The sequence below is a fragment of the Phenylobacterium sp. genome, from assembly GCF_036495085.1.
GTDB lineage: Bacteria > Pseudomonadota > Alphaproteobacteria > Caulobacterales > Caulobacteraceae > Phenylobacterium.
Window position 1 is genome coordinate 1 of the sequence record NZ_DASXNL010000067.1, and the last position, 19,429, is coordinate 19,429.

The window sequence follows — 19,429 nt, forward strand, 5'->3', positions numbered from 1 at the left end:
GCGACGACGGTCGGCAACACCAATAACAGCGCCTCGACGGCCGACCTTCGCGGCCTGGGCGCAAACCGCACGCTCACCCTGCTCAATGGCCACCGCTTCGCCGGCAGCGGCGACCTGAACACCGTCCCTCAGGACATCATCAAGAAGGTGGACGTCGTCACCGGCGGCGCCTCTGCGACCTGGGGCTCCGGCGCGGTCTCAGGCGTGGTCAACATCATTCTCGACGACAATTTCACCGGCCTCACGGTCGGCGCCGACGGCGGCGGGTCTGCCCGCAGCGATGCGAAGCGTTACGGCTTCAACGGCGCCTACGGCACGAATTTCCTCGAAGACCGCGGCCACTTCATGATCGCGGGCGAATACCTCAAGGACGAAGGGGCTTTCGATCGCCCCAGCCGGCCGCAGTTGCTCGCGCAGATCTTCCAGGACAGCACCGGCCAGCTCAGCGTGCAAGCCCCGGTCAACTACACCATCATCAACAAGGGCGGCGTGGTCATCGGCGGCAAGGCCAACCAGCAGGTCTTCAACCACGACGGCTCGTTGAGCCCGCTCGTGTTGGGATCCCCCACCGCCGGCAACTTCACCGTCGGCGGCAACGGCCAGACGATCTACGACTACGTCGCGGTCAGCTCGCCCTATCAGCGCGCCAATCTGTTCAGCCGCGGCAGTCTGGACATCAACGCCGACACCAAGGCCTGGCTCAACCTGTCCTATACCGACGTCTGGAGCAGCTTCCCCTTCTTCCCGGCCACGCCGATCTTCGCGGTCAAGACGGATAACCCGTTCCTCACGGCGGGCGCGAGAGCACAGCTGACGGCGCTCGGCGCCACCCTTCCGTTCACCGTCGGGCGCATCCTCGCCGACGTCGGGCCACAGGGCTATCTGGGCTACAAATCCGACCGTCAGACATACGACGTCTCAACCGGAATCGACGGCGGCCTGGGCCACGGCTGGACCTACAGCGCCTACTTCGGCCACGGCGAGTCGCGGACCGACGAACACCTGTCGAATCAGCAGATCACCGCCAACTTCGCGAAGGCCATCGATGCGGTGGCCGCGCCGGACGGGACCCCCATCTGCCGGGCCAACGCCGTTACGGTGACCGCCCCCGGGTGCGTGCCAATCAACCTGTTGGGATCTGGAAACATCTCTTCAGCGGCAGTCGCCTACTCTTTCGGCAGCGCCCAGCAGATCACGGCGAGCAAGCTCGACACCGCGGGCGTGGTCTTCCGGGGCCAGCCCTTCTCGACCTGGGCGGGCCCGGTCGACCTCGCCGGCGGCGCGGAATATCGGAAACAGACCCAAGCCGTCAATTTCGTCGATCCGACCTCCCTGGCGAGTGGCTTCACCTCCCTGAACTTCGCCCCAGTGGCCGGTGCTTTCACCGTCAAGGAAGGCTTTGGCGAGGTGAACGTGCCGGTACTGGACCTGCCGGAGGTGCTGCACGTGGAGGTCAACGGTGCGGCGCGTTACAGCGACTACAGCAACAGCGGCGGCATCTGGTCGTGGAAGTACGGCGCGACGGCGCGTGTGCAACAGGACCTGCTGGTGCGCAGCACCTACTCGCGCGATATCCGCTCACCGGGCGTCAGCGAACTCTACTCGACCAAGGGCACCAACATCGCCAACGCCCAGGATCCGTTCACCGGTCAGACCCAGGCGAACACCGTGAGCTTCACTGGCGGCAACGCCAATCTGGTGCCTGAGGTCAGCCACACCTTCACCGTCGGGGGCTCCTATTCGCCCCACTATATCCCCGGCCTGAGCGCCTCGATCGACTATTATGACATCGATATCGAGGACGCGATCTCCACCCTGTCGCTGCAGGACAGCCTGAATAGCTGCTACGCGAAAAATCCCAACGATCCGACCTGCGGCGGCGTGATCTCCCGGACGCCGACCGGTACGATCAATTTCGTCACCCGCACCTATCGGAACCTGGCGGACTATCGGACCCAGGGCATCGACTTCGAGGCCTCCTATGTCATGGGGCTGGATCGGTTGGTCTCCAGCTGGGAGGGCAGCCTGCGCTTCCGGTACCTGGCCAATCACGTCAGCGAAGTGCTGGTCAATGACGGAGTGCGCGTCACCCAGGTGGCCGGAGTGGTTGGCGACACCACCACCTTCGACACGCCCAAATGGCGCCAAACGGCCAGCGTCACCTATCAGTACAACGACCTGAGCGCTGACCTGCGGCTTCGCTACGTCGGCGGCGGGATCTTCAGCCAGCAGCTCGGCGCCAACGGCAAGCCGATCTCGAACAACGAAGTTGACGCCCGGACGTACACGGACATCGGCGCGCGATACAACATCAAGAACGCCACCCTGTATGTCTCGATCGCCAACCTGTTCAACGTTCAGCCCCCGCTCGTGACCTACGCCTCGCCGTTCTACGACGTCATCGGGCGGTACTACTCAGGTGGCGTGAAGGTGAAGTTCTGGTGACGGCGACGGGCCAGGCGGCGGCCCCTGCCGCCGGTCCGCGCGTCGGCCACGACTGACGGAAGATATTGTAGATGGAACGGCGCTGCGTCTTGGGACGCAGCGCCGTTTCTCGTTCAGCGAACAGTTGGGCCTCCGAACCAACACATCGCCAGAGCGATCCCGTTGGCCGCGCCGGCAGGGCGGGTTCCGCGGCCCTCCGGGCGCTATCCGGCCGTCCCTCATCAGTCGCGCTTAGCCTTTGGGGGCGACACGCGGCCGCGGCGCAACGCGCCTCAGCAGCCCGACGGTTTGAAGCAGGCGAAGAACATGCCCTGTCGACGGCCGGCGGGACCCATCGGCCATCGACAGGGTCTGCGCGAACCGCGCGAGGGGCTAGGGACTCGGTGGGGCTTGGCGGGACGCCGGATCGGATCCCACGCCGTGGAGCAGCTTCGGCGGTGTGATCACCGCGATCTCCGGCGCGGGCCAGATCGTCCACCGAGCGAGCGGAGACGCCCTGGATATAGGCCTCCTGGATCACCGCCGTCAGCGCCACCTCGGCCAGCCGGCGCGGCTCCAGGAAGAACCGAAAGTGGCTATCCGTCCGGCGTATCGGGATCCGGAGCTCGACCGTCCCGGCTCCCCGTCGCGGTCTCAGTCCAAAGATCACGGATGACGCGCTACGGCGCCCTGAAGGACGCGCCTTGCGAGGGGCTCAGCTACGGCCCAGCCACACGACCGCCTGAAACACGACCGGACGCAGCCGAGGATCGACTTAAGGTGCGCTCATCAAAATGCGACCTGGATCCCTGGCGGGCCCCAGATCGCATTTCGAATTGATCTAGCTGAGTGCGGCCCGGGCGGATCAGCCAGGGCCCCGCGATCAATGAACTTCTGTGTAGACGTAGTCGTGCTGGCTATCATGGATCGTGAGCGTCCGCGCCCCGTTCCGAGCGCCGATCAGGGCGTCGACGCCGATGGCGCCGGGGGCGATCGACACCAGAGAGGTGCTGCCGTCGGCGTTCTTGCGCGTCGCGACCGGGCCTTCGATGAAGCCGGCCTTGACCCATTTGGCGCCGTTGCGTTCACCGATGGTGATCGTGTTGCCAAGCTCGGGGTCGCGGTACTTCGCCGCCAAGTCCGCGAGCAGCGCCGGATCGCCAGGCAGCGTCAGCTTTGCGCGCCGGGCCTTGGCCTGCACCTTTTGCCGCGCCGCGGCGGATGCCACCTCTTTCGCCGCTTCAGGCTTGCCGTCGTAGACGACCTCCATGAGCCGGCGCAAGAACGGGGCCAGCATAGCCGGGCCGGAATCGGCGTTGGTCAGGATCACCGCGCCGATGCCCGTTCCGGGCAGGACCCACCAGTCGCTGTGGAAGCCCTGCAAGGTCCCTCCGTGCGTGACGACCTCAACACCTGAGATGACCTCATCCATCAGGCCCATGCCATACCAGGAGTCCTCGCCCGTGGGCACGCCGCGCTTGCGCCGCTCGAGGATGTTGGCCTCGCTCACCAGCCGCTTACCCTCCGGCGTCACCCCCTTCGACAATTCGAGCTGGGCGTAACGCGCCATGTCCGCAGCGCTCGACCATGCGCCGCCGGCGGGCCGATAGGGGACGATCAGGTGGTTGAAGTGGTTCGGCATCTCGACCATCCGGCCGTCGACGTCGAAGCCATGCGGCCGCGCCCAGTCACCGCTTTCGCCGATCTTGAAGTCGAAGGTCGTGTCATGCATCCCCAGCGGTCCGAAGACGCGGGTCTGCATGGCCTTGTCATAAGCGGATGCGAGTTCGAGCTTCGGATAGGCGAGCGAACCACCCACAAAACCGGCGGCCGCCGCCATCAGATTGCTGTACTGGTAGAGCTCCCCGAAGGTGCTGGTCGGCTGGGTTTCCGACAACTGCCGGAAGGTGTCGGTCGGCGGCAAGCCGCTATCGGCCAGAATGAAGGCGTAGTCCCGTCGCGGCATGCCCGTGCAGGCGCAGACCAGATGCCGCACAAGGGTCGACTTCGTGGTCGCGTCGCTGCCCAGCCGGAACGAGGGATAGAGATCGGTGACCTTCTGGTCCCAACGCAGTTTCCCTTCATCGGCCAGGATCGACAGCAGCAGCGTCGACATCCCCTTTGTGTTGGAGGCGATCATGAACTTCGTGTGGGCGTCGACGGGCTCGGGATGTCCCAACTCGCGCACGCCGTAGCCGCCCTCGTAGACGACCTTGCCCTGGTCGATCAGAGCGATCCCCACGCCGGGCACGTCCAAAGCCTTGGCGGATTCGGCGACGAAATCACGCAGGGCCTGAATCCGCTCAGGCGTCAGATGGTGCGGCGTCTTGCCGGCGAAGGTCTCGCGGACATATCCGGCGGGCCGCAGGCTACGTTCGATCAGCGCCGCGGCGGCGGAGCGCTTGTTCATGGTGGATTCCGCGCCGTCGATGATCACGACGGTCCAGGATTTCCCGCTCCGCATGGCGAGAGCCGAGACCGCCGCGCGTTCGCTGGGCGAGGTTTCATAGGAGATGCTCACGCGCTCGTCCCAGCCGTCCCCGGCCGCGCCCGGCGTCGACAGCCGCACGGGCCGCACGGCGTTCGGCTTGTAGAGCGACCAGGCCTTCGCGGCGGCCGCCTGGGCGGTCGCGGCGTCGCCTGCGTCAACGACAGCGATGCTCAGGTTCTGCTCCGGCGAGACAAGGATCGTCGCCGCGCCCTGGACGCTAACCGCCCAATCCTTGGGCTGTGTGTAAGCAAGGCCGGATGCGGTCTTCCCGGGCGTGTCGGCTGCGGCCCCGGCCTGCGCAAATGAGGCCGTCGGCAGGCTCAGCAACGCGCCCGCCATCAGGAGCTTCAGGGCTAACCGCTTCATGGATCGCTGACCCTTTGTTCAATTGGCGAAAACCGCCTGTCCAGCCGAAGACCTGAACTCGCCTCGATCGACTCGGCGGAGCGGTCTTTGAGATATCTAGTTTAGAAAAGGCTTTGCAAAAGTGGAAATGTCAACATGACGGTCGCGGAGACTGGCTGACGCCTCACCCTGCCCTTCAATGATTCGCCCCGCTCCGAGAAGCGAGCGGAGGGCGGGGTTTTCCCTGGCGCAGCAGGTGGACGACTGTCCAAGGCGCTCGGGCGCCGAGAAGTATCTCGATGTGAAATTCACTTTCCACATACGCAAGTTTTCCTTGCGTCCCCTTTGAAAGGATCGCTTGATCGGATCGGGCTCGACGTCAGACGAATAGACAGGGCCGAGGTCGGTGCGGCCACCGGGGTTCGACGGCCAGCCATCCTTTGAACCTTGGGGTGATGCGCGTGGGTAAGTCTTGGCGTTGGGCGTCCGCAGCGGCGCTGGCATCGGTCGGCGTGCTGGCGTCGGGTCCGCTGTCCAAGGGCCTGGCGGCCGAAGCGTCCCCAACGGCCGAGCCAGCCCAAAAGCAGGACGAGGCCTACACCGCCCTGATCAAGCAGCATCTCGTCGATCCGCGCATCACCACCGAGTTGGTCGACCACATGCCGGCCTCGGACACCGTCCCCTCGCCGCTGAAGTTCTTCGGCCGCATCCCGGGCACGCCGGGCGAACTGACCTACGCCAAGGATATCGAGCGCTACTACCAGGAACTGGCCAAGACCTCGCCGCGGGTGAAGTTCTGGAAAATGGGGACCACCGAGGAAGGACGCGATCAGTTCGTCATCGCGATCGCCGACGAGGCGACACTCAAGAACCTCGACGTGAACAAGGCCGCGCTGGCCGCGCTCGGAGATCCACGCAGGACCTCTCCGGCAGAAGCCGAACGGCTCATCAAGTCCGCCAAGCCCCTCTATTGGATCACGGCCGGCATCCACTCGACAGAGACCGGCGGCCCGGAAATGCTGATCGAGCTGGCCTATCGCCTGGCGGTCGAGGAGACCCCTTTCATCCAGCAGATCCGCAACAACGAGATCGTCTTCATGACGCCGGTGGTTGAGGTCGACGGTCGCGAGAAAGTGGTCGACACGTACTACTATGGAAAGAAGACCGGTAAGCCGAAGCCACCGCCGATGTACTGGGGCAAGTACGTGGCGCACGACGATAATCGCGATGGCATGGGCCAATATCTGAAGCTGACCCAGACCATCACCGCAGGCGTGCTCGAGTGGCATCCGACAGTGCTGCACGACCTGCACGAGGCGCAGTCCTACCTCTATGTCTCCACCGGCACCGGCCCGTACAATCCTTCACTCGATCCGGTGGCCACCGACGAGTGGTGGCTACTGGCCGAAACCGAACTCGGCGAGATGGCCAAGCGGAAGGTGCCCGGGGTCTTCACCTACGGCTTTTACGATGGCTGGGTCCCCAACTACCTCTTCTGGATCGCCAACACCCATAACTCCTTCGGCCGGTTCTATGAGGTGCAGAGCTATGGCCCCGACATCCAGAAGGACCTGAAGCTCCCGCCCACCACGACAAGTCGTGAATGGTATCGGCAGAACCCGCCCCTGCCCTCGATCGCCTGGGGTCCGCGCAACAACACCAACATCCAGGAATCGGCGCTGCTGTTCGCGTTGAACCGCGTCGCCAAGGACCGCGAGCTTTATCTCGAGACCTACTGGATCAAGAGCCAACGCTCTGTGGACGGCGGCAAGACCGGCGCGGTCAACGCCTGGGTGATCCCCAACGAGCAGACGGCCACGCTCAATGTCATCGACATGATCAACGACCTGCGTCACCAGGGCCTGGAGGTCAGCGTAGCCGATGCCAGCTTCACCGCCGGCGGCGTGAAGGTCGCGCAAGGCGACTATGTGATCCGCGCCGACCAGCCCTACCGCACGCTCGCCGACATGTATTTCGCCCTGCAGAACTACCCGGCCGCCAATCCGCAGCCCTACGACGATACGGGCTGGACGATGCAGCTGATGCGCAACGTGACGCTGAAGCCGGTGCACGACACGGCCATTCTGACCCAGCCAATGACGCTGCTTACCGGCGACGTCGCCCCACAGGGCGCAATCGGAGGCGCCGGCTCGACGGTTCTCGTCAACCACACCGGCGACAACGAATTGGTCAGCTTCCGCTTCCGCCTGAAGGACGTGAAAATGCTGGCCGCCGAAAAGGCCTTCGAGGTCGGGGGCAAAAAGTACGCCGCAGGGACCTTCATCATCCCCAACGCGCCTGCGTCCAGCAAAGCGCGGGCGGCGGTGGAAAAAGCCGCCGCGGAGCTCGGTCTGAAGGGCGAGGCCGTGGCCGCCGCCCCCGACGTCAAGACCCACGCCCTGACGATCCCGCGGATCGGCTACCTGCACGCCTGGTTGAACACGCAGGATGAGGGCTGGTGGCGCGCCGCGTTCGACCACTATGGCGTGCCATACACCTACCTGGCCGACAACAAGGTGCGCCTGGAGGACCTGCGCAAACGCTTCGATGTCATCATCTATCCAAGCGCCGGATCCAGCGCCCGCGATCAGATGATGGGCATCGCCATGAACGGCGATGTGCCGATCCCCTACAAGAAGACTGCGCTCACCCCGAACCTTGGCGCGGTCGATTCCTCCGACGACATCCGCGGCGGCCTGGGCATCGACGGCCTCGCGCAGCTGAAGAAATTCGTCGAGGCCGGCGGCGTCCTGATCGGCGACGGCACGACGGTGGAGATGCTGGCGACCTACGGCCTGGCGGCCGGCGTCAGCACCTCCACCCCGGCCGGGCTCTATACCAAGGGCGCCATCCTGCGCGGCCAGTTCACCGATCAGGCGAGCCCGATCACCTATGGCTACGCCGGCAAGGAATTGCCGATCTATTTCTCAGAGGCGCCGGTCGTGACGGTAGCGACGGGCGGCGGCTTTGGCGGCGGCGGGGCGGCCGGCGGGTCTGGCGCGAACGTGGCGCAGAACGTAACGCCCAACGCGGTTCCGGTCCGCCTTTCGCCGTGGACCGGCTCGGACCCTGCTGCAACGCCTGCAGAGGAAGACCGCCACGAAGCCGCGCCGGCCGAACCCGGCGCGCCCCGGCGACGCTCCTTCGGCGCCGAACCCACGCAGTTTCCCCGGACCGTCATGCAGTTCCCGGCCCAGGCCGATCGCATCCTCTTGAGCGGCATGCTGAACGGTGGCGGCGCGCTGACGCACAAGGCGCTGATCGTCGATGTGCCCGACCGCAAGGGACATTGGGTGATGTTCGCCCTGCGGCCGTTTTGGCGGTGGCAGACGCAAGGCAGCTATTCGCTCGCCTTCAACGCCATTCTCAACTGGGACCACCTCGACGCCGGAACCCCGCCAATCCCGGCGCCGGCCGCCGCGCCCGCAAAGGCCGGGCAATAAATCAAGGACCACTGCCTCTCCGTCGGCGGGCCGTGCGACGGACGGACGATTTTTGAAGGAAACGCGAATGTTCAAACACACCCTCCTCGCCTTTGTCGCCGGCATGGCGATGATCAGTGCTCTGGACGCGACCGCGGCGCCTAGCGCCCCCGCGAGCCCGCCGGCGAGGTTGGAGGCGTTCCTCGACTACCCCTTCATCAACGGGCTCACCGCCTCGGAGTCCGGAAATCGGATCGCGTGGACCGAGACCCGCAAGGGCCGTCGGAACGTCTGGATCGCCGAGGCCCCGGACTTCCATCCGCGCCGTCTGACGGACGGAACCGCAGACGATGGCATGGAGCTCGCGGAGCTCAATTTCTCGCCCGATGGCAAGATACTGGTCTGGTCGCGGGGCGGTGGTGAGGGCAACGGCTGGTCAATCGGCATGCCGCCGCCCAATCCGGCCTCAGCGGTCGAGCAGCCGCACAAGGCGGTCTGGGCCTCCGTGGCCGGCGGCGCGCCGGTGCTGGTGGCGCCGGACGGCGAAGAGGCCACAGTCTCCTCCAAGGGCCAGCTGGCCTACCTGAAGGACGGCCAGGTCTGGACCGCCGACGTCACGGGCAAGGAAAAGCCGAAAAGGCTGTTCTACGATCGCGGCCGGGCGGGCCAGTTGGCGTGGTCCCCGGACGGGACCCGGCTGGCCTTCGTCTCGCGTCGGGGAGATCACAGCTTCATCGGCGTCTACAGCGGTCCCGACCATCCGTTGACCTGGATGGCGCCCGCAACCGCTTTCGATGGCAACCCCGTCTGGTCGCCGGACGGCCGGCGCATCGCCTTCTCCCGGATGGCAGGCGTCGCAGGGCCATTGGCCTCACCCCTGGTTGAAGCGCCCAACCCTTTCTCGATCTGGGTCGCCTCGGCCAATGACGGCGCGGGTAGCGCGGTCTGGCATAGCCCCACCAACCTGAACGGATCCTTCCCGCAGGTTCCCGACGGCCTCTTCCTCATGTGGGGCGCGGGCGACCGCCTGACTTTCCGGGCCGAGATGGATGGCTGGCCCCACCTCTACTCGCTCCCGGCCGCGGGCGGCGAGGCCACCCTGCTGACCCCAGGCGCCTTCATGGTCGAGCACGTCTCGATGACGCCCGATCACCGCGCCCTGCTGTTCAGCGCCAACACCGGGTCTGCGGAGGGCGACATCGACAGGCGGCACCTCTTCCGGGTGGCGATCGACCACCCAGGCCCCACGCCCCTGACGCCCGGAACGAATCTCGAGTGGACGCCGGCGGCCCTTGGCGATGGGCGGATCGCCTATGTCTCATCGACCCCCAATTCGACCATGCGCGTCACCGTTTCAGGCGCGGACGGACACGGCGCGCAGCCGTTGACGCCGCCGCAGGCCGAGTACGCCGCCAACGCCTTGGTCGCGCCAAAGCCCGTCACCTTCACCGCCGCCGACGGCCTTCTGGTCCACGGCCAGCTCTTCCTGCCGCCCGCGAGCAAGTCGAAGCATCCCGCGCTGATCTTCGTGCATGGCGGCCCGCCGCGGCAGATGCTGCTCGGCTGGTCCTACATGGACTATTACACCCACGCCTATGCGATGAACCAATACCTGGCCTCGCGCGGCTTCGTGGTGCTGTCGGTCAATTATCGCCTCGGCATCGGCTATGGGCGCGCCTTCCAGCATGCCGACAAGGGCGGCCTGGCCGGCAATTCCGAGTACCAGGACGTCGTGGCCGGCGCGCGGTTCCTGCAGGCCATGCCCCAGGTCGATCCCGCCCGCCTCGGCATCTGGGGCGGATCCTATGGCGGCCTCCTGACGGCGCAGGCCTTGGCGCGCAACAGCGACATCTTCAAAGCCGGCGTCGACTTCCACGGCGTGCACGACTGGTCGCTGACCCCCGGCATCGCCAGCCGCGCGCAGCGATACGAACAGGGCGACCACGACGCGATGATGAAGAGCGCCTTCGACAGCTCACCGGAAGCCGCCATCGCGGGATGGAAGTCTCCGGTCCTGCTGATCCACGGCGACGACGACCGCAACGTCCGCTTCGATCAGACCACGGACATTGCCCGACGGCTGGCGGCTCAGAATACTCCCTTCGAGGAGTTGATCCTGCCCAACGAGATCCACGGGTTCCTGCGCTACGACAGCTGGTTGAAGGCCGATACCGCCACGGTTCGTTTCCTGGAAGACAAGCTGAAGCCGTGATCCGCTAACTCAGGGGCGGCGCCAGGCTGGCGCCGCCTTCAGGGATTGGGGATCACCGAGAATTCCAGGAATGATCCGCGTCCCGGCGCGTGATGAACAACGTTTCGCGCCACCACCGTCTTCGTCTCAGTGACGTTGTCGCCCCCAGTGTTCAGGTTGCGCGCGAACTTCGGGAAGTCCGATGAGGTGACCTCGACCCGGATCCGATGGCCCTTGTCGAAGCGAATGCCCGTGGTCATCGGCGTGAGATCCAGCCGATAGGTTTCACCGGGCTTCATCCGCTCGTCGTGGTCCATGCCGTGGCGGTAGCGGGCCCGCAGGATGGTGTCGCCGATGATGTAGGCCGTCCCATCGGGCGCGACGTCGACGAGCTTCACCGCAAAGTCGGTGTCCTTGGCGTCGGATGAGACGAAGAGCACCGGCTTCACCCAGCCGGCCACGTCCACCGGCGAGGTCAGCGGGTCGCTGGTGTAGACCAGGACGTCCTGCCGGGCCTCGATGATCCGCTGATCGAAGGCGCCGGCCGTCACCATGCCACCGTTGCAGCAGTCTCCGCCGCCGATGGTCTGGACGGGGTTCAGCGGGTCATAGCTGAAATGATCGGAAGGCTCGCCGGACGCCGGCGGCGAGGCGGAAAGTCTGCCGTCGCCGTAGAGGCTGTTGGCCTGTCCCTGGCTGTGCAGGTAGAGCCGAAGCGGAGCCGCCGCCTTCGGCGGCCATTCTCCAGCCGTGCGCCACTTGTTCTCGCCCATCATGTAGTAGCGCACATGCGGGGTCGTCGCCGGGAACGCCGCGGCGTCGGGCTTCAGCCAACGGTCGAACCAGCTGAAGATGGCGCCGTCGGTGTCGAAGCTGGTGTCGCCCATGTTCCGCTCACCGACGACGGTGTCCGGACCCAGGTTGAAGTACTGGCAGTGGGGCGTGGGCGCGATCACCGCATACTGGTTCCGGCCGGCCGGCGTATCCCCGCCCGCCTTCTGCGCGTGGTTGAAGAGCGCCATGTTCGGTCCGATCGACACGTCGTACCAGGCGTTGAACCACAGGGTCGGAACGTTCCAGCCTTCGTTGTCGTGATAGAGGCCACCCTTAAACCACCCCGGATCACCCGGCTTTCGGACGATGAACTGCTCATAGGTGGCGGGCGGCTCGCCCAGGCCGGTGAGCATGTCAATCATCGGCAGGTGACGGATGCGCTTGGGCCAATCGACCTTGGGCTTGGCGGCGCCCAGGTCGTTGTAGGTTCCGATGTGCGCACGGGTCTCCTGGTCCAGGCCCGCGGGAAGGGTCGGCCGGAGGGGATTGTCGACGCCGTAGAGCCAGGCGATGAACAGCGTGCGTGGCACGCCGCCGGTGTACCAGTTGCCCTGTTCCTCAAAGGGCCCGACGCGGCCGATCCCGGCGCCGGCCGACATGGCCACCATGGCGGCGTGGGCCGGGTGCTTTTGACCCGCCAGCGCCAACTGCCATTCCGCCGATGAAGAGCACCCGAGCGTGCCTACCTTGTGGTTCGACCATGGTTGTTGAGCGATCCAGGTCAGGGCGTCGTAGCCGTCCGTCCGCGGGTAGCCGAGGATCTCGAATTTTCCCTCCGAGAAATATCGCCCGCGCTCGTTCTGGATCACGAAGGCATAGCCGTGGGTCACCGCTTCCACGGCCAGGTGCAGCAGCGATCCCTCGACCTTGTTGTAGTCGTACGGCGTGCGCCAGAAGATGGTCGGCAGCGGGCCTTTGGCGTCCTTCGGGAGGTAGACGTCGGTCGCCAGGCCGACCCCGTCGCGCATCGGGACCAGCAGCTTGGATTGGACCGTTGCGCTCTTGGCCAAGGTCGCGTGGAGGGCCGCGGCGCTGTAGTTGTTGAAGTCCGGCTGTTGTGCCGCCACGCCGGCTGACGACAGCAGCGCCGCAATCGCCGCGGTCGCGACCAATCCCCTGAGATTTCGCATTGCCGCCTTCCCTCCCTCGCCCCGCGGCGTTGACGACGCCGCGCCCGCCGCTGCTCTGGCGCGAAAGCAGCTTCACGAATGAGCGCGGCGCATGCAATGGTGAATTTTCAAATTTGGCAAATTGAAAAATGGGAGTTGAGATGGGGGGCAAACGCTCTGGGAAGACCGTCGGCGGGCTCGCCGTCACGGCTCTCGTTCTGGGGCTGGCCGCCGCAAGGCCGGCCTCCGCGGACCCGGCGTCCGATGCCGCCCGCCTCGACCGGATCCTCACCCAGACGCCGCTGATCGACGGCCACAACGATCTGCCGTGGGAGCTTCGTGAACGGTTCGCCGACAAGGCGGCGGCGATCGACCTGCAGCACGGCGCCGGCGCCCTGATGACCGACATTCCCCGACTGCACAAAGGGCGTGTCGGCGGTCAGTTCTGGTCGGTCTTCATCCCGGTGGAGATCCAAGGGCCGCTCGCCGTCCAGGTGACGATCGAGCAGATCGATCTCGTGAAGGCGCTTGCCGAGCGCTATCCAGCCGACCTGGAAATGGCCTACACCGCCGCCGACGTGGCGCGCATCCACAAGGCCGGGCGCGTCGCTTCTCTGATCGGCATCGAGGGCGGCCACCAGATCAACGACTCATTGCCAACGCTGCGCCAGATGTACGCGCTCGGCGCGCGCTACATGACGCTGACCCACACCAAAAACACCGCCTGGGCGGATTCGGCCACCGACAGGCCCGCCCACCATGGCCTGACACCTTTTGGCCGTGAGGTGGTGCGCGAGATGAACCGGCTGGGGATGCTGGTGGATCTCGCTCACGTCTCCGAGGAGACGATGAAGGACGCCCTTCAGACGTCGCGGGCGCCGGTGATCTTCTCGCACTCTTCGGCCAGAGCGCTGGTGGACAACGCCCGCAACGTGTCCGATGACGTGCTGCGCCTGGTCGCCAAGAACGGCGGCGTGGTCATGATCAACTTCTATCCCGGGGTCGATTCCGACGCGCGGTTCCGCTGGACGGCCGAACGCGCCGGCGAGCAAGCGCGGCTCAATGCGCCCACCTTCGGCATCGATCTGGGCCAGCCTGAGAAAGCCGGCGCGGCCTTGAAGGCCTGGGTGCAGGCCCATCCGGAGCCGGCGGTGACCATCGCCGACGTCGCCGACCATATCGAACATGTGCGCGCCATCGCCGGCGTGGATCATGTGGGCCTCGGATCCGATTTCGACGGCATCCCGGAAGCTGTTTCCGGCCTGAGTTCGGTCGACCAATTCCCGGCGCTGTTGGCGGAGTTGATGCGTCGCGGCTGGACCGACGCCGACATCGCCAAGGTCGCCGGCGGCAACGTCCTTCGCGCCATGGCCGAAGCCGAGCGCGTCTCAGTCCAGCTTCAGGCCCAGGAGCAACCGTCCACGGCGACGCTGGCGGGCCTGGATGGACCTCAGCTCGGGCCTGACGCGCCCGGCGCCGGCCGGCGCACCCGCTAGCAGCCCTCCGTACATCAAGGAAAAATGACGTGAGCGAAAAGACCAGCTGGTTCCAACGGTGGCTTCTTCCGGGGCTGGCCTTCAAGGCGGTGGTCATCGGCGGCGGCTACGCCACGGGACGGGAACTGGCGTCCTACTTCCTGCCTAGCGGACCGCGCGGCGGGCTCTACGCCATGCTGCTGGCGACGGCGATCTGGAGCACGGTCTGCGCGGTCACCTTCCTCTTCGCCCTGCGCACCTCGAGCCTGGATTACCGGACCTTCTTCAAGAACCTCCTGGGCCGGTTCTGGCCGGTCTATGAGGTCGCCTATCTGGCGGCGCTTGTGGTTATCCTGGCCGCCTTCGCCGCGGCGGCCGGCGCGATCGCCCAGGCGGTGTTCGGCCTGCCGCCGATCGCCGGCGCCCTGGCGCTGATGGCCCTGATCACCCTCGTCGCGGCATTTGGAAACGACTCCGTCGAGCGGCTGTTCAAATATGTCTCGTTCCTGCTCTACGGCACCTACGCTGTCTTCCTGATCCTGTCGTTGCTGAAGTTCGGCGGCCGGATCGGAACGGCCTTCGCCGCCGACACGCCCACCACCGGCTGGCCCCTCGGCGGCCTTACCTACGCCGGCTACAACATCATCGGCGCGATCATCATCCTGCCGGTCACCCGCCACCTGACCTCGCGCAAGGACGCCATTATTGCAGGCGCTCTGGCCGGGCCGCTGGCCATGGCGCCGGCCGTCCTGTTCTTCATCGTCATGGCGGGCTTCTACCCGGCGATCCAACAGCAGGTGCTGCCGTCTGACTTCCTGCTGGGTCAGTTGGGCCTCCCGGCCTTCCGCATCCTCTTCCAGGTCATGATCTTCGCCGCTTTGCTGGAAAGCGGGACCGGCGGCGTCCACGCCATCAACGAACGGATCGCCCAGGCCTATCGGCGCGGCGATGAGCGGACCTTCACCAAGCCCATGCGCCTGGCGGTGACGGTGGCGATCCTCGCCGGCTCGGTGTTCGTCGCCGACCGCGTCGGTCTCGTGTCGCTGATCGCCAACGGCTACCGCTATCTGTCCTACGTGCTGCTGGCGATCTATGTGGCGCCGCTGCTGACCTTCGGGATCTGGCAGCTGTCACGACCAGTCAGAGCGTCTGAACAGTTGCAGCCGGGCGGCGTCGCCCCGTGACTCAACGGCGATAAGCCGGCGCCGTCCTTGGACGGCGCCGAGGCTATCAGGACGCGCTTGCAACCCACCTGAAGCCCCATCCTGTCCAGGTCGTGACCTTCGCGGGACGGGCTGCGTCCACGCCATCAACAAGCGCATCGCCCAGGCCTATTGGCGCAGCGACCAGGGGACCTTCACCAAACTCATGCGCCTGGGGGTGACGGTGGCGATCTTCTCAGGCTCGGGTGTTCGTCGCCGACCCCGCCGGCCTCGTGTCGCTGATCGCCAACGGGTACAGGTGGCGTCCTACGTGCTGTCGGCGATCTGTGTGGCGCCGCTGCTGACCTTCCAGGCCTGGCGGCTGCCACGACCAGTGAGAACAGTTGCAGCCGGACGGCATCGCCACCCCGTGACTCAACGTCGATAAGCCGGCGCCGTCCGGAAAATGGACGGCGCCGAGGCTATCAGGACCCGCTCGCAACCTTCTTGAAGTCCAGATCCTGGAAATCGAAGCTGAAGTCGGTGGTCGGCGACAGCGGGGCCATGGTCATGCCGCTGACCGCGCCATCGAGCCCCGTGCGGAAGTTCACCAGGGCGTCGGCCATCAGGCTCCGGTTGTCCCAGCGCACCGCGAAGACGTTGCCCTTCATCGCCTGCAGGTCGCCCTGCATGTCGGTGGTGCGACTGAACACCAGGCGCAGCTTATCGCCCACCTTCTTGACCGTCACATCGCCACGCCAGGCGTCGTGATAGAGACCTGCGTAGGCGTCCAGCGGCAAGAACGCCTGGCCTCCCGCCGTCTTGATCGCGGCCTCGGCGTCGCGATCCGCCGCCTCCGCTCGCTTGATCTGCTCGGCCCCGCGCGCCTTCAGGACCGCCACCCAATCGCTAGGCGGCTGGTGAAGGAAGGCGTCGAGCAGGGTCTGCATCATCGCCGACATAGCCGCGCCGCTTTGTTGGTTGGTGAGCACGACAACACCAACGTGTTGCTCCGGCAGCAAGGACACATAGCTCACCATGCCGATCAGTCCGCCGGTGTGGGTGACGCGCAAGGCGCCGTCATAGTCCTCGATGAACCAGCCCAGGCCATAGTTGCGGAACCGCGTCTGGGGGTTCGTGGCCGAGGTGGAAACGGGGACTATGGTCTGCGGTGTCCACATCTCCTTGTGCCGGGCGATGCTGAAGAGTGTCGAGCCGTCCGGCAGCTGACCGCCGGCCAGCTGCAGGTTGGCCCACGCAGCCATGCCGTTGGCGTTGCACTGGATCGAGCCCGCCGGGTCGTAGGCGGTGCTGGGATCCGGCGCGACCTCGGCCAGCTTGCCGTCGATGACCACATGGGGCGCCGCCACGTTGTGGTTGGCGCCGGTCAGCGTCAGGGTCGCTGCACAACCGGTTCCGAGCCGATCCAGAATCTTGGTCTGTACGAACTGCTCCCAACTGATCCCGGTGATCTTCGGGATCAGCTCGCCTGCCACGATGTAGAGGAGGTTGTCGTAGGCGTACTTGGACCTGAAGCTGGAGGCTGGCGGCAGATAGCGCAGGTTATGGATGATCTCCGCCCGCGTGAAATCGCTGGGTGGGAACAACATCAGATCGCCTGACCCGAGGCCCAGGCCGCTGCGATGGCTGAGCAGATCGCGCACCGTCAGCTCGCGCGTGACGTAAGGATCGTAGAGCCGGAAGCCAGGCAGGAGGTCAGTGACCTTATCGTCCCAATGCAGCTTGCCCTCGTCCACCAGCATCGACAGCGCCGCCACGGTGAAGGCCTTGGTGTTTGACCCGATGCCGAACAAGGTCTCGGAGTCGGCCTTGTCGGGCTTTGTAAGCGCCCGAACGCCGTAGCCCTTGGAGAACAGCACCTTTCCGTCCTTGACGATCGCCACCGACATGCCCGGCACCGAAAAGGTCTGTTGAATCCGTGCCGCGAGCCGATCGATATCCTGCGGCTGCGCTCCAGGCGGCAGGCTGGGCGCCGCGACCGGCGCCGCCCAACCGGGCGATGCCAGAGCGAGCCCCAGCACGCAGGCCAGCGTCCCGCCGGCGAGGCGCCGGCCCATCGTCGATGCTGTGCGAAGAACGTCCATGGTGATCCTACGCTCTCGGGGCCTAGCGCTTCGCCGGCTCGGACTGCAGATGCCGGGCGAAGAAGTCGTCGGTTGCGTGGAAGAACCTGGTCCAGGAGGCTCCGCGGAGCAGGTCATGAATCTCGTCGGGCAGGACGATCTGCTCGAACTCGACGTTGTGCTGACGCAAGGCCTGGATGAGTTCCACCGTCTGGGAGAACGGGACATTGCGGTCATCGTCGGCATGGACGAGCAGAACCGGCGACTTCCACTTGTCGATGGCGCCCATCGGGGAGGACTGGACGGCAAGCTCCATGGCGGCCTTGTCCGATCCCGGACCGTAACGGCCCATGGCGCTCCAGTCGTGCACGCCTGCGTAGTCGACGCCCGCGGCCAACAGGTCGGAATGGCGCGAAAGGCCCAGCGCCGTCATCAGCCCACCGTAGCTTCCCCCCCAGATGCCGATGCGCGAAGCGTCGACGTCAGGCCGTGAGCCCAGGTATTTCGCGGCGCCCACGATGTCGTTGTCCTCGCTCGCGCCCTTGGCTCCGAAATTCTTCGCTTCGCGGAAATCGAGGCCATAGCCCGAGCCGCCGCGGTAGTTGACCGAGAGCACGACGTAGCCCTCGTTCGCGAGGTACTGGTTCAGCCCGTACATGTAGGCGTAGGCGTCCATCGGGTGCCAGCCGAGGAGCATCTGGCGCGTCGGACCGCCGTGGAAGAAGAGGATTGCCGGCCCACGCGCGGCGTGTCCCGGCGGCGGTAGGAACAGCTGGCCGTGGACCTTCACGCCGTCCGGCGAATCGAAGACCACCTGCTTCGGCTCGACGAGCCGGGCCGCCGGGAATTCGGCCGGCAGGGCCGCGGGCGCGAGCTCGGTCGCCTGGCCCGAGGCAGTGAGCGTAACCGGCCACATCGGCTTACGCCAATCGCCGTGCAGGGCGACCACCTGGCCGCCGCTGGTCACGACAGGGCCGTCCTCTACCGTCGCGCCGCGTGTCACCTGGCGAGGCGTCGTGGCGCGGGGCGCCAACTCCCAGATGTGCCGGTGATCGATGTCGCCCTCGTTGGAGGAATAGACGATCCGCTTATGGTCGGCGCCGAGGTTGGCGCTAAACACCTCGAAATCTCCGTGGGTAAGCTGGGTCGGCGCACCGCCCGCCGGCGAGATCGAATAGAGCTGCATCCAGCCGCTGCGCTCCCACGGGAAGACCAGCCGGTCGTCGGCCGTCCACATCAACGTCTTCTCGACTTCAAGCGAATGGAAAGCGCTTCCGGGGCCGGGGTTCGCCGTCCAGATGGTCCTCGCAGCGCCGGTGACGGCGTCGCCAACCACCAGCGACCAAGGCTGGGCCTCACGGCTGTCGGCGAAAGCGCCCACATGGCCGGTGGCGATGCGCACGAAGGCGACGCTTCGCCCATCTGGAGACCAGGTCGGCCACATATCCCGATCAACGCTCGGGCCGAGCCAGGTGATGGCCTTGGCGACGACGTCGTAGACGCCGACGAGGCTATGGTCGCCGCGCGAACTCACGAAGGCCAGCCGCGCGCCATCCGGCGACCAGGCGAGTTGGCCGCTGCGCCCGCGATCATGAATCAGCTGCGTCGGCTGCCCGCCGGCCGCAAGCGGAGCCACCCAGATCTGATCAGCCTGGATGTAAGCCACGACGTCTCCGCGGGGAGACGTCGCGGCGGAGTGCCCGGGGCCGATACGCCGCGGCTCGGCGCCATCGACCGATGCGACCCAGATCTCTTGCCCAACCGCGCCGGAAGGTTTGCTCAGGGTGTTCACCGGACCGCCGCCCTCCAGGCTGCCGCCCCGCGAATAGACGACCTGGCGGCCATCGGGGGTCCAGTCCAGTTCGCCAAGATCGACGCCTTCGTCGCCCACGTAGGCGCTGATCGGGCGCGC

Annotated in this window: 9 protein-coding genes and 1 pseudogene; 5 read left to right on the plus strand and 5 right to left on the minus strand. The window is 66.1% G+C overall.

The window, feature by feature from the left end:
- A partial coding sequence (locus VGI62_RS08015) for a TonB-dependent receptor domain-containing protein (RefSeq protein WP_331503882.1) occupies positions 1-2,445 on the plus strand: 2,445 nt, incomplete at its 5' end.
- A gap of 457 nt (positions 2,446-2,902) precedes the next feature.
- On the opposite strand, the pseudogene VGI62_RS08020 reads toward VGI62_RS08015, so the two are convergent.
- Positions 2,903-3,064: pseudogene (locus tag VGI62_RS08020) on the minus strand (transposase); the annotation flags it as partial.
- Positions 3,065-3,307: 243 nt separating this feature from the next.
- Positions 3,308-5,281, minus strand: coding sequence for a serine hydrolase domain-containing protein (locus VGI62_RS08025; RefSeq protein WP_331503883.1), 1,974 nt, complete (start codon positions 5,279-5,281; stop codon positions 3,308-3,310).
- A gap of 440 nt (positions 5,282-5,721) precedes the next feature.
- Between VGI62_RS08025 and VGI62_RS08030 the strand changes: the two genes are divergently transcribed.
- Both VGI62_RS08030 and VGI62_RS08035 read left to right on the plus strand, forming a co-directional pair.
- Entirely contained in the window at positions 5,722-8,703 is a 2,982-nt protein-coding gene (locus VGI62_RS08030) for a M14 family zinc carboxypeptidase (protein ID WP_331503884.1), read from the plus strand.
- A gap of 67 nt (positions 8,704-8,770) precedes the next feature.
- Positions 8,771-10,894 carry a S9 family peptidase gene (locus VGI62_RS08035; protein WP_331503885.1) on the plus strand — a complete coding sequence of 708 codons (2,124 nt, stop codon included), beginning with the start codon at positions 8,771-8,773 and terminating at the stop codon, positions 10,892-10,894.
- A 38-nt stretch (positions 10,895-10,932) separates the two neighbouring features.
- On the opposite strand, the gene VGI62_RS08040 is transcribed toward VGI62_RS08035, so the two are convergent.
- Positions 10,933-12,837, minus strand: coding sequence for a CocE/NonD family hydrolase (locus tag VGI62_RS08040; RefSeq protein WP_331503886.1), 1,905 nt, complete (start codon positions 12,835-12,837; stop codon positions 10,933-10,935).
- A gap of 140 nt (positions 12,838-12,977) precedes the next feature.
- Between VGI62_RS08040 and VGI62_RS08045 the strand changes: the two genes are divergently transcribed.
- Positions 12,978-14,312 carry a dipeptidase gene (locus tag VGI62_RS08045; RefSeq protein WP_331503887.1) on the plus strand — a complete coding sequence of 445 codons (1,335 nt, stop codon included), beginning with the start codon at positions 12,978-12,980 and terminating at the stop codon, positions 14,310-14,312.
- 29 nt (positions 14,313-14,341) lie between these two features.
- Positions 14,342-15,475 carry a hypothetical protein gene (locus tag VGI62_RS08050; protein WP_331503888.1) on the plus strand — a complete coding sequence of 378 codons (1,134 nt, stop codon included), beginning with the start codon at positions 14,342-14,344 and terminating at the stop codon, positions 15,473-15,475.
- 443 nt (positions 15,476-15,918) lie between these two features.
- Here VGI62_RS08050 and VGI62_RS08055 read toward each other — a convergent pair whose 3' ends face one another.
- Positions 15,919-17,538: a serine hydrolase gene (locus VGI62_RS08055; RefSeq protein ID WP_331503889.1), complete on the minus strand. Its 1,620-nt coding sequence runs from the start codon at positions 17,536-17,538 to the stop codon at positions 15,919-15,921.
- A gap of 22 nt (positions 17,539-17,560) precedes the next feature.
- Positions 17,561-19,429 (minus strand): prolyl oligopeptidase family serine peptidase (locus VGI62_RS08060; RefSeq protein WP_331503890.1); only part of this gene is annotated, 1,869 nt, incomplete at its 5' end.

Bases quoted from the DNA above. Each gene is read 5' to 3' on its own strand.
- VGI62_RS08025 (WP_331503883.1), bottom strand. From the start codon at position 5,281: ATGAAGCGGTTAGCCCTGAAGCTCCTGATGGCGGGCGCGTTGCTGAGC.
- VGI62_RS08035 (WP_331503885.1), top strand. From the start codon at position 8,771: ATGTTCAAACACACCCTCCTCGCCTTTGTCGCCGGCATGGCGATGATC.
- VGI62_RS08040 (WP_331503886.1), bottom strand. From the start codon at position 12,837: ATGCGAAATCTCAGGGGATTGGTCGCGACCGCGGCGATTGCGGCGCTG.
- VGI62_RS08045 (WP_331503887.1), top strand. From the start codon at position 12,978: ATGGGGGGCAAACGCTCTGGGAAGACCGTCGGCGGGCTCGCCGTCACG.
- VGI62_RS08055 (WP_331503889.1), bottom strand. From the start codon at position 17,538: ATGGACGTTCTTCGCACAGCATCGACGATGGGCCGGCGCCTCGCCGGC.